Below are 11,814 nucleotides of genomic sequence, written 5' to 3'. Positions count from 1 at the left end.
TCGGCCTGGACGAGGCGGGCGTGCCGCTGATCGAGGTCACCCACGGCGACGGCCTGGGCGGCAGCTCGGTGAACTACGGCTTCCCCGCGCACAGCGACGAGGAATACCTCGGCACCGTGATTCCGCTGATGAAGCAGGCCAAGGTCTCGGCCCTGCTGCTGCCGGGCATCGGCACCGTCGACCACCTGAAGATGGCGCACGAGATCGGCGTCTCCACCATCCGCGTCGCCACCCACTGCACCGAGGCCGACGTGTCTGAACAGCACATCGGCATGGCCAGGAAGCTCGGCATGGACACCGTCGGCTTTCTGATGATGGCGCACATGAACAGCCCCGAAGGGCTCGTCACGCAAGCCAAGCTGATGGAGAGCTACGGCGCCAACTGCATCTACGTCACCGACTCGGCCGGCCACCTGCTGCCCGACACGGTCAAGGCGCGCCTGGCGGCCGTGCGCGAGGCGCTCAAGCCCGAGACCGAGCTCGGCTTCCACGGCCACCACAACCTCGCGATGGGCGTGGCCAACAGCCTGGCCGCGCTCGAAGTCGGCGCCACCCGTATCGACGCCGCGGCCGCGGGCCTGGGCGCTGGTGCCGGCAACACGCCGCTGGAAGTGTTCATCGCGGTGTGCGACCTGATGGGCATCGAGACCGGCGTCGACGTGTTCAAGATCCAGGACGTGGCCGAGGACCTCGTCGTGCCGATCATGGACTTCCCGATCCGCATCGACCGCGACGCGCTCACGCTGGGTTACGCCGGCGTGTATGGCTCCTTCCTGCTGTTCGCCAAGCGCGCCGAGAAGAAGTACGGCGTGCCGGCGCGCGAGATCCTGGTCGAGATGGGCCGGCGCGGCATGGTCGGCGGCCAGGAAGACATGATCGAGGATACGGCGCTGAACCTCGCCAAGGCCAAGGGTCTCGCCGCCTGAGGCGGACCGGCGCCCCCGTTTGGCCGATGCCACGGGGGCGTGTCACGTCAGGACCGTATGCAGCAAGGCAGTGAGCGGCGTCGTGCGATTGGGCGGGACGCCATTTTTTCGAGAACAGGGAGGACGATGAGATGCCTTTGGCAGAAATCACCATGATGGAAGGCCGCAGCGAAGACCAGAAGCGCGCCGTGATCGCAAAGGTCACCCAGGCGCTGGTTGAAGCGGTCGGCGCCCCGGTCGAGACGGTCCGCGTCGTCATCCGCGAAGTGCCCAAGACCAACTGGGGCATCGGCGGCGTGTCGGCGAAGGACCTCGGACGCTGAGCGGACGCGTCCACTGCGTATTCGCGAGCGGCCCGCAGAGGCCGCCGTATCAAGAACAGCACTCGCTGTAAAACCACAATCATCGAGGAGTTTGGAGCATGAAGCTGAACAAGCTGTGGGCGGCGCTCGCCCTTGCGAGCCTGGCAGTCGGTGGCGCACACGCCAAGGAAGGCGGCGACCAGTACCCGAACGGGGCCGAGACCTGGCTGGCGGGGGCGCTGCCGCCCCCGGGCAACTACTTCCTTAACTATTTCGGCTACTACAGCGGTGACCTGGTCGACGGCAGTGGCAAGAAAGTGCCGGGTGCCGGGGTCGATGCCTGGTTCAACGCCTTCCGCTTCGTCCAGATCACCGAGCACAAGATCCTCGGCGGCAACTGGGGCTGGCATGTGATCGTGCCGCTGGTGCATCAGGACGTGGCGCTCGGACAAGGCTCGAAGTCCCAGTTCGGACTCGGCGACATCACCGTCAATCCCTTCGTCCTGTCGTGGCACGCCAAGAACTGGCACTGGGCAGCGGCGCTCGACATCAACCTGCCGGTGGGGGCTTACAAGGAAGGCGACCCGCGCCAGAGCATCGGCGCCAACTACTGGAGCGTGGAGCCGATCTTCGCCGTCACCTACCTGGGCGATACCGGCTGGGAGGTCTCCGCCAAGTTCATGTACAACATCAAGTCCTCCAACAAGGACTTTCGCCCGGCGCTGGGCGCGCCCAAGATGAAGTACGAGTCGGGCGATGAGTTCCACATGGACTATCTTGTCGGCAAGCGCTTCGGGCCCTGGGGTGTCGGCCTGTCGGGCTACTACCTGAAGCAGACGACCAATGACAAGCTCGACGGCCAGACGATTGGTGTGGGCCCCGGCGGGATCTGGTCCGAGGGCCGCAAGGGCGAAGTCTTCGCCATCGGCCCCACGGTGAGCTATACGACCAAGGGCGGCGTGCACTTCACCGGCCAGTGGAACCGCGAGACCAGCGCCGAGAACCGCTTCGAGGGCGACAAGTTCATCCTCAAGCTGATCATGCCGCTGTAAGGCCCGCCTCCTGAGCGCTGTCCCACCGGCCAGGATGAGAACCCCGGTTCGCCCCACAAGGCGACCGGGGTTTTTCATTGCGAGCGCGACGCCGGCGAGGCTGTCGGCAGCGGATAAACTGAGTGAAGCGCAGCCTGTGTTTATTTGATTAAAATCTCGAGATTTTTGCGTTAGAGTGAACCTGTACCTTTGATGCAGCGTAACGACGCTCCATCGAACCACCAGATCAGGAGAGCCGCCACCATGAATGCACCCGCCCAGGCCACGTCGGACCAGGCCACCCCTGCCCGTGTCACCCGCATCGCCCGCCGCCGCGCGCGCCCGGGGCATGAGGCAGAGTACGAAGTCATGCTGCGCGAGATGCTCGCCAAGATGCGCGCACACAAGGGCTTTCTGGGTGGCGACCTGATTCCGCCCGAGGCGCCCGGCGATGAATATCAGCTGGTGGTGCGCTTTGCCTCGGAGGCTGAGCTGCAGGCCTGGGACATGAGCGCCGCACGCCTCGAACTGCTCGAGCGCATGAAAGCGGTGGCCGAGGGCGAGCCCGAGTTCCGCAAGCTGAGCGGCCTGGAGGCTTGGTTCGAGCCCGCGGTGGTGCCGGCCAGCATGCACCCGCCGCGCGCCAGGATGGCGTTCGTGACCTGGATGGGCATCTTCCCGGTGGTGTCCCTCTACCTGTGGCTGGTCTCTCTGTGGCCGGGATTCGTGGAACTGCCCTTCCTGCCGCGCACCGCGGTGTTTACCGCGCTGATCGTCGCCACCATGACCTGGGTGGTGATGCCGCGCCTCACCCGCCTGATGCGCGGCTGGCTGAATCCCGCGCCCAAGGCCTGATCGGCCGGCGGCCACCCCGCGCGCAGTGCGGCGGCGGGGCGCCGAGCGTCATTCCGCAGGATCGATCCTGAAGCTCAGGCTCCCCACGCCCTCGATCCGGCCCTCGAGCAGGTCGCCGACTTGTACCGGTCCCACACCTTCGGGTGTGCCGGTGTAGATCAGGTCGCCGGCCCGCAAGTGGTAGTAGGTCGAGAGGTCGGCGATGATCTCCGGGATGGTCCAGATCATGTCGGCCAGATCCCCCTGCTGGCGTACTTCGCCATTGAGCCGAAGGCTGATTTCGCCGCGCTCCAGCACCCGGCCCTGGGCAGGCACGATTTCGCTGGCCACCGCGCCCGACTCGACGTTCTTCGCCACATCCCAGGGGTTGCCCTTTGCCTTGGCGGCGGCCTGCAGGTCGCGCCGGGTCATGTCCAGGCCGCAGGCGTAGCCGTAGATCAGCTTTGCGGCCTGCTCGGGCGGAACGCGGAAACCGTCCTCGCCGAGGGCGACGACCAACTCCATCTCGTGGTGGTAGTCCCGCGTTTCGGGCGGGTAGGGCGCGCTGCTACCGGACTCGGCGAGCATCGCGGCGAACTTGGTGAAATACACCGGGCGCATCGTCGTCTTGTCCACCGAGGTGCCCATCTCGCGCGCGTGCGCCTGGTAGTTGCGGCCGACGAAGAACAGGCGGTTGACGGGAAAGCGTGCGCTGGTGCCGCGCACCGGCAGCGAGACGGGGGCGGGGGGCGCCCACAGGTAGTTGAGGTCCGGCATGATGGCTCTCGGTTGCGGTGAAGGCGCGCAGTCTACAACGTCGCTGCATGCGCGAGGCCCCGGAGGGGCGGGGGCGCCTCGGCTATAATGCGATGTTTTCCGGCGCTGCCATGGCGTTGGTGTCCGTCCTCCCGACCTGCTCCTGAGAAACATGACCTCGATCCTCAAGTTGCGTGGCGCTGCGGCGCTGTCCTCTTCCCGTCTGGAACGTCTGTCCCGCGCCGTCGGCGAGGTCCTCCCCAGGCTCAACGATCTGGCGGCCGAGCACTGGTACTTCATCGAGCTGAAGCAGGCGTTGAGCCCCCAGGAGCATGAGCGGCTGGTCGACCTGCTCGACGCGCATCCGGCCACCCGGGATCTGCCCGCCGGCATGCTGCGCCTAGTGGTGCCGCGCCTGGGCACGATCTCGCCGTGGTCGTCCAAGGCGACCGACATTGCCCACCAGTGCGGCTTCGACAAGATCGTGCGCATCGAGCGCGGCATCGGCTACACGATCGAGGCGCGCGGCGTGGAGGGCAACGCCGCGCTGCTCGGCCTGCTGCACGACCGCATGACCGAGTCGGTGCTGAGCAGCATCGAAGAAGCGGAAGCCTTGTTCCACCACTACGAGCCGCAGCCGCTCACCACCGTCGACATCCTCGCCGGTGGCCGTGCCGCGCTCGAGCGCGCCAACGGCGAACTGGGCCTGGCGCTGTCCGAGGACGAGATCGACTACCTGGTCGAGAACTTCGGCCGCATCGGGCGCAACCCGACCGACGTCGAGCTGATGATGTTCGCCCAGGCCAACTCCGAGCACTGCCGGCACAAGATCTTCAACGCCGACTGGGTGATCGACGCGCGGCCGATGGAGAAGTCGCTGTTCGGCATGATCAAGGACACCCACAGGGCCCATCCCGAGGGCACGGTGGTGGCCTATTCGGACAACGCCTCGGTGATCGAGGGCGCGCGCATCGCCCGCCTGTACCCGGACGCCGATGGCGCCTTCCGCTACCACGACGAGGACACCCACATCCTCGCCAAGGTCGAGACCCACAACCACCCGACCGCGATCTCCCCCTTCCCGGGCGCGGCCACCGGCGCCGGTGGCGAGATCCGCGACGAAGGCGCGACCGGCCGCGGCTCGCGTCCCAAGGCCGGCCTGGCGGGCTTCACGGTGTCCAACCTCAACATCCCCGACTTCGGCCAGCCCTGGGAGAAACCCTACGGCAAGCCCGAGCGCATCGCCTCTGCGCTCGACATCATGATCGAGGGCCCGATCGGTGCCGCCGCCTTCAACAACGAATTCGGTCGTCCCAATCTCGCCGGCTATTTCCGCACCTTCGAGCAGGAAATGCAGGGCGAGGTGCGCGGCTACCACAAGCCGATCATGATCGCTGGCGGCCTGGGCAGTATCCAGGCCCAGCAGGCCCAGAAGCCCACCTTCCCGCCGGGCACGCTGCTGATCCAGCTCGGCGGCCCGGGCATGCTCATCGGCCTCGGCGGAGGCGCGGCCTCGTCGATGGCGACCGGCACCAACACCGCCGACCTCGACTTCGCCTCGGTGCAGCGCGGCAACCCCGAGATCCAGCGCCGCTGCCAGGAAGTCATCGACGCGTGCTGGCAACAGGGCGACAAGAACCCGATCATCGCCATCCACGACGTCGGCGCCGGCGGCCTGTCGAACGCCATGCCCGAACTCGCCGACCACGCCGGCCTCGGCGCGCACTTCGAACTGCGCGAGGTGCACATCGAGGAACCGGGCATGAGCCCGCGCGAAATCTGGTCGAACGAATCGCAGGAGCGCTACGTGCTGGCGATCGCGCCCGAGAGCCTGCCGCTGTTCCAGGCCTTCTGCGAGCGCGAGCGCTGCCCCTTCGCGGTGCTCGGCACGGCGACTGCCGACGGCCACCTCACCGTGTCCGACCGCCACTTCGGCAACAAGCCGGTGGACATGGACATGAAGGTGCTGCTCGGCAAACCGCCGAAGATGACGCGCAACGTGTCGCGGCGCGCGGTGCATCTGCCACCCTTCGACACCACCGACTTCGACCTCAAGGAAGCCGGGATGCGCGTGCTGCGCATGCCGGCGGTGGCGAGCAAGAGCTTCCTGATCACCATCGGCGACCGCTCGGTGGGCGGCCTGACTGCGCGCGACCAGTTCGTCGGCCCCTGGCAGGTGCCGGTGGCCGACGTCGCGGTCACCGCGATGAGCTTCCAGGGCTACCGCGGCGAAGCCTTCGCCATGGGTGAGCGCACGCCGCTGGCCTGCGTCGACGCAGCGGCCTCGGGCCGCATGGCGATCGGCGAGGCGATCACCAACATCGCCGCCGCCGACATCGCCAGCCTGGGCGACGTCAAGCTTTCGGCCAACTGGATGGCCGCCGCTGGTCATCGCGGCGAGGACGCCAAGCTGTTCGACACCGTGCAGGCGGTGTCCGAGTTCTGCATCAGCGCCGGCGTGTCGATCCCGGTCGGCAAGGACTCGCTGTCGATGCGCACCGCCTGGCGTGATGGCGAGGAAGACAAGCAGGTCGTCGCCCCGCTGTCGCTGATCGCCACCGCCTTCGCCCCGGTGCAGGACATCCGCAACACGCTCACGCCCCAGCTGCAGCTGCCCGAAGGCGTGGAGACCGAGCTGCTGCTGATCGACCTCGGCAACGGCAGGAACCGCCTCGGCGGCTCGGTGTTCGCCCAGGCCTACGATTCGGTCGGTGAGCATGCGCCCGACGTCGACCCGGCCCAGCTCAAGGCCTTCTTCGAAACCATCCAGCAATTGCGCCGCGACGGCCTGTTGCTGGCCTACCACGACCGCTCCGACGGTGGCCTCTTCGCGACCGTGTGCGAGATGGCCTTCGCCGCCAGATGCGGGCTGTCGCTGATCCTCGACACCGTGTGCTACGACCCCTACATGATGGATGTCGATGGCCTCGAGAAGAAGCCCGACACCCTCAAGGGCCGGTTCGCCGACCGCCTGTTTGCCGGCCTGTTCGCCGAGGAGCTCGGTGCCGTGGTGCAGATCCGCCGCGAAGAGCGCGCCCGTGTCACCGAGCAGCTGCGTGCGGCTGGGCTGGCCTACCACTTCATCGGCGAGCCCAACACCCAGGACCAGATTCGCCTGCGCCGCAACGCCAAGCTGGTGTTCGAGGGCAGTCGCGTCGAGCTGCTGCAGGCCTGGTCCGAGACCAGTTACCGCATCGCGAAGCTGCGTGACGATCCGCAGTGCGTGCAGCAGGAGTTCGACGCCCTGGCCGATGCGACCGACCCCGGCCTGTCGGTGGCGCCGTCCTTCGACGTTCGCGAGGACGTGGCCGCGCCTTTCATTGCCAGCGGCGCCCGCCCCCGGGTGGTGGTGCTGCGCGAGCAGGGGGTGAACTCCCAGTTCGAGATGGCGGCCGCCTTCGAGCGTGCCGGCTTCACCCCGGTGGACGTGCACATGTCCGACCTGCAGGCCGGCCGCATCGACCTCGCCGACTTCCATGGCCTGGCCGCCTGCGGCGGCTTCTCCTACGGCGACGTGCTCGGCGCCGGCCAGGGCTGGGCCAAGTCCATCCTGTTCAACGCCCGCCTGCGCGACGAGTTCGAGGCTTTCTTCCGCCGCAGCGACACCTTCGCGCTCGGCGTGTGCAACGGCTGCCAGATGATGGCCCACCTGGCACCGATCATCCCGGGCGCCGAAGCCTGGCCGACCTTCCACCGCAACCGCAGCGAGCAGTTCGAGGCGCGCTTCGTGATGGTCGAGGTCACCGACAGCCCCTCCATCCTGCTCCAGGGCATGGCCGGCAGCCGCATGCCGATCGTGGTCAGCCACGGCGAGGGCCAGGCGGTGTTCCGCAACGAGGCCGACCGGGACAAGGCCCTGCTCGCGCTGCGCTACATCGACAACCACGGCAATCCGGCGCAGGCCTACCCTTCCAATCCCAATGGCTCGCCGGGCGGTGTCACCGGTTTCACCACCGCGGATGGACGCTTTACGGTGATGATGCCGCACCCGGAGCGTACGGCGCGGACACTGCAGATGTCGTGGGCCCCGCAGTGGCTGGTGAAGGACAGCCCGGACGCCTCGCCCTGGCTGCGCATGTTCCGCAACGCGCGCCACTGGCTGGGCTGAACTTCGCCTCGGGGCCGATCGAGCGGCGTGCCTGTTTCAGGCAGCGGAAGGGCAGGACCGACTAAGGTTTTCTTACTTGGCGCCGTTAAGCTCGATCCTGGGGCATCGTTTGTGAGCAGGTTCGATATGGGAGGGCAGGCTTGAAGCGCCGGTTACCGACGCGTGATGTCAAGATCGGCATGTTCGTCGCCGACATCGATCGCCCGTGGATCCAGACGCCCTTCATGATGCAGGGCTTTCTGGTGGAGAACGTCGACCAGGTGCGGGCGCTCCAGCAGTACTGCCGAGAAGTCGTGATCGATCATGCGCTCTCCATCGGCGAGCATCACAGCAGGAAGGTCGTCGAGCGCGACGCCCCCCTGCTTGGACTCGATGGTGTTCCAAAGCAGCATCCCAGCGATCTCGAGTCGCGGGTCGCGGGTCGAGGCAACACGCTTCCTCAAGGTGGCGCGCAGCTTCAAGGGCAAGATCCACACCAGGCGGCTTCCCCATGTCCCGCGGGTGCGTGTCGAGGATGGCCGCAGCCGACTCGAGTCGGAACTGCTTTACCTGGCCCCGATCGTCGATGACGTCTATCGCGCGCTGCGCGAGACACGCGTCGCGATCGACAACGACAGCCCCCTCGATGTCGAGCGCCTGGACGGACTGGTGGGCGAGATGGCGTCCGGGGTCGAGCGCAACCCCGATGCGCTGATGTGGCTGAGCCGCCTCAAACGCACCGACCAATACACCTACGACCATGCGGTGAATGTTTCGGTGCATGCCATGGTCTTTGCGCGATTTGTCGGACTCAGCGCGAGGCAGGTGCGTCAGCTCGGCCTGGCCGGCCTGCTCCAGGACATCGGCAAGATCCAGATCGACTACGCGATCCTGAGCAAGGCGGGTCCGCTCGACGAGCACGAGTTCGAGCACGTCAAGGCGCACGTCCGCAACACCTTAAAGCTGCTCAAGGCGCGCGAGGATTTCGACTCCGAGGTGCTCGGCATCATCGCTGCGCATCACGAGCGCTACGATGGTACGGGCTACCCGCGCGGCCTCGAGGGATTGCTGATCCCGCTGCCGGCGGAGATGTCCGGCATCGTCGACACCTACTGCGCGATGACGCGCGAGCGCGTCTATCGCGGCGCGGTGTCGAGCCAGAAGGCGATGGAGACGCTCAACCAGCTTCGCAACACCCAGTTCCGCGACACGCTGGTCGACCAGTTCCTGCAGTGCATCGGTTTGTACCCGATCGGCACCCTGGTCGAACTCAACAGCGGCGAGGTCGGCGTCGTGATCCAGCAGAACCAGGTGCGTCGCCTGCAGCCGCGCGTGCTGGTCCTGCTCGGCCCCGACAAGACGCTCGAGCGTTTTCCGCGCACGCTTGACCTGCTGATGCGGCCCGAGACGCCGGCCGGCGAGCCCTACCGCATCGTCCAGGCCTTGCCGCCGAACGCCTACGGCATCGACCCGGACGACCTTTACCTGGCCTGATCATGGAATCACGCACGCCGCCCGGCTTCCTTGCCGCCCTGTCCGAGCTCTCGGCATCGATGCGGAGCGCGGGCGAGGCGGGCAGCGTGGGCGTGATTTCCCTAGTCGTGTTGCCCGACCCGGCGGCGCTTCGCCTGTCGCTCGAGCATGTGCGCAAGTTCGAGCGCGAGATCGACGCGCGGCTGCGGGCGCGGTTACGCGCGCAGGACAGCCTGTTCCCCATCGACGGCAGCGAGTGGCTGGTCGTCCTGCCACGCCTGTCGAGCGCGGCGGTGCTCACCCTGGGCATGCTCAGGCTCGAGCAGGCCTTCATCGATACGCCCGTTCAGCTCGATGGCATGGCCTTGCAGGCCCAGGTGGTGTGCGGGGCGGCCATCTCGCCGGATCATGGCCAGGACGCCTTTCATCTGCTGCAGTCGGCGCGCATCGCGTGCCTTGCGGCGCGCCGCGGCGCTTCGGGTAGCCTGATCTACGAGTCAGGCATGGAGCACAGCTCGTCGGGTGTGGCCCTGCTCGAGCGCGACTTGCGGGCGGCGTTCTCGGGCGGTAACGAGCTCGAGCTTCATCTTCAGCCCAAGGTGCATGTGCCAAGCGGGGAGTGCCGCAGCGCGGAGGCGCTGCTGCGCTGGCGCGACAGTCGCGGCGAATGGGTGCCACCGCCGGTCGTCGTCAGCCTTATCGGCCGACTCGGGCTGCGTCATCGTTTCAACCGCTGGCTGTTCCAGCGTGCAGCGCAGACCCTGCACACGCTGCGGCTCGAGGGGCTCGAGGTCCACATGTCGATCAACCTGTCGGCAACCGACCTCTACGACGTCGAGGTGCCCGACCTGATCGAGCAGGCGCTGATGACCTGGGGCGTGCGGGCGTCGTCGCTGTGCCTGGAGATCACCGAGACCAGCATGCTCGACGACACCGAAGGCGATGGCGTGGCCGATGTGCTCAAGCGCCTGCGCCTGCTGGGCGTCAGTCTGTCGATCGACGACTTCGGCACCGGCTTCTCCGGCATGAGCCGGCTCAAACGCCTGTCGGTGCAGGAAGTCAAGATCGACCGCAGCTTCATCGTCGACCTGGTGTCGTCGGCGCGCGATCGGGAGATTGCCGCCTCCATCATCGAGCTCTCGCACCGTCTCGGCGTGCACGTCACGGCAGAGGGGGTCGAGCACGAGCAGACTGCGCAGATGCTGGCCGCCATGGGCTGCGATTACATCCAGGGCTTCCTCTACTCGCGCGCGCTGGCCCTGCCGGACTTCATCGCCTGGGCCCGCGCCAGGGCCGGCATCGCCGCTTAGGCACGACCGTCGCCTCACGGCGCCTGCGACGATTCGCCGCAGGCCAGCCCCGCCGGCCTGCTGGAGCTGACGGGAATCAATTCTGCTGCAGTTCCTGTCGTTATAATTGCCTGCGTCATCGAGCTCGTCCCGGATCCATCGACGCGTCATGCAGCGCTTTCATCAACGTTTCCTCACCTGGGGCGCGCTTTTCGCGATGTTGATGAGTGCGCTCGCGCCGACCATCAGCCGGGCGATGGGGCCGGACGAAGCGGGGCGCTACCTGATCGAGGTCTGTTCGGCCGAGGGTACGGGCTGGGTGGCGGTCGATGCGGCCGAGTTTGCCGTGCACGGGGGCCAGGAGGCGCCCGGCGGTGGCGACGGGGATGAGCTGCCGTCGTTCTCGCATTGTCCGTATTGCTGCGCTCATACGGGTGCGGCACTGCTTCCGATGGCTGCTCGCGCCGGGCTTGCCGCGCCCCCGGCGAGCAGGCTCGTTCCCTGGTTATTCCTGCACGCGGCGCGTCCGCTCTTCGCATGGTCGCCGTCGCACCCGCGTGCACCGCCTGTGCAGGCTTGACGTCAGGGCTGCTGCCAACCTCGCAGCAAGGTTGCGTCCGGCGCAGGGGCCGGCAGAACCCGGCGATCCGGCGCTAGCCGATCGTCCCGCCTGAACCGTGTGTGACCATTCCAGGAGAAGTCCCCCATGAAAAAGCTTGCCATCGCCACCTTGTTCGCCCTCAGCTCCCTGCATGCCAGCGCCGAGGTCACCGTCAGCGAGGCCTGGGTGCGGGCGACCGTGCCGCAGCAGAAGGCCACCGGCGCCTTCATGCAGCTCAAGTCAGGCGCCGACGCGCGTCTCGTGTCGGCAGCGTCGCCAGTGGCCGGTGTCGTCGAGATCCATGAGATGGTCATGGACAAGGACGTCATGAAGATGAGCCAGATCGAGGCACTCGAGCTGCCGGCCGGCCAGGCCGTCGAGCTCAAGCCCGGCGGCTACCACGTCATGCTGATGGACCTGAAGGCGCAGGTGAAGGAGGGCGACCAGGTGCCGCTCACCATCGTCATCGAGAACAAGGACGGCAGCCGGCAGTCCATCGAGCTCGTTGCGCCGGC

9 protein-coding genes and 2 pseudogenes are annotated in these 11,814 nt (G+C 67.2%); 10 read left to right on the top strand and 1 reads right to left on the bottom strand.

Features of this window, described 5'->3' with window-relative positions; translation table 11 throughout:
- The 4 genes and pseudogenes from dmpG to PLC66_RS20945 form a co-directional block, all read left to right on the top strand.
- Positions 1 to 926 (top strand): 4-hydroxy-2-oxovalerate aldolase (dmpG, locus tag PLC66_RS20960; RefSeq protein ID WP_324544137.1); only part of this gene is annotated, 926 nt, incomplete at its 5' end.
- 116 nt (positions 927 to 1,042) lie between these two features.
- Positions 1,043 to 1,249, top strand: a pseudogene (thmT, locus tag PLC66_RS20955) (2-hydroxymuconate tautomerase); the annotation flags it as partial.
- Positions 1,250 to 1,347: 98 nt separating this feature from the next.
- Positions 1,348 to 2,280: a SphA family protein gene (locus PLC66_RS20950; protein WP_324544136.1), complete on the top strand. Its 933-nt coding sequence runs from the start codon at positions 1,348 to 1,350 to the stop codon at positions 2,278 to 2,280.
- Positions 2,281 to 2,523: 243 nt separating this feature from the next.
- The gene (locus PLC66_RS20945; protein WP_324544135.1) at positions 2,524 to 3,114 is read left to right on the top strand and encodes an antibiotic biosynthesis monooxygenase; all 591 of its coding nucleotides are present in this window, start codon (positions 2,524 to 2,526) and stop codon (positions 3,112 to 3,114) included.
- 48 nt (positions 3,115 to 3,162) lie between these two features.
- Here PLC66_RS20945 and PLC66_RS20940 read toward each other — a convergent pair whose 3' ends face one another.
- Positions 3,163 to 3,870 (bottom strand): fumarylacetoacetate hydrolase family protein, encoded by a 708-nt coding sequence (locus PLC66_RS20940; RefSeq protein WP_324544134.1) that lies wholly within the window; start codon positions 3,868 to 3,870, stop codon positions 3,163 to 3,165.
- 151 nt (positions 3,871 to 4,021) lie between these two features.
- On the opposite strand from PLC66_RS20940, the gene purL reads away from it, so the two are divergent.
- The 6 genes and pseudogenes from purL to PLC66_RS20910 form a co-directional block, all read left to right on the top strand.
- Positions 4,022 to 7,957, top strand: a complete 3,936-nt coding sequence (gene purL, locus PLC66_RS20935; RefSeq protein WP_324544133.1) for a phosphoribosylformylglycinamidine synthase — start codon at positions 4,022 to 4,024, stop codon at positions 7,955 to 7,957.
- A gap of 179 nt (positions 7,958 to 8,136) precedes the next feature.
- Positions 8,137 to 8,238, top strand: a pseudogene (locus PLC66_RS20930) (DUF3391 domain-containing protein); the annotation flags it as partial.
- Positions 8,239 to 8,401: 163 nt separating this feature from the next.
- Complete coding sequence (locus PLC66_RS20925; protein WP_324544132.1) at positions 8,402 to 9,430, top strand: HD-GYP domain-containing protein; 1,029 nt, start codon at positions 8,402 to 8,404, stop codon at positions 9,428 to 9,430.
- 2 nt (positions 9,431 to 9,432) lie between these two features.
- On the top strand, positions 9,433 to 10,719 hold the full coding sequence (locus PLC66_RS20920; RefSeq protein WP_324544131.1) for an EAL domain-containing protein: 1,287 nt from the start codon (positions 9,433 to 9,435) through the stop codon (positions 10,717 to 10,719).
- 148 nt (positions 10,720 to 10,867) lie between these two features.
- A complete protein-coding gene (locus PLC66_RS20915; RefSeq protein WP_324544130.1) occupies positions 10,868 to 11,278 on the top strand; it encodes a DUF2946 domain-containing protein in 411 nt (136 codons plus the stop codon).
- 126 nt (positions 11,279 to 11,404) lie between these two features.
- A partial coding sequence (locus tag PLC66_RS20910; protein ID WP_324544129.1) for a copper chaperone PCu(A)C occupies positions 11,405 to 11,814 on the top strand: 410 nt, incomplete at its 3' end.

Source organism: Thauera sp., assembly GCF_035444905.1.
Taxonomy (GTDB): Bacteria; Pseudomonadota; Gammaproteobacteria; order Burkholderiales; family Rhodocyclaceae; genus Thauera.
This window is presented reverse-complemented; position numbering and strand designations above follow the sequence as displayed.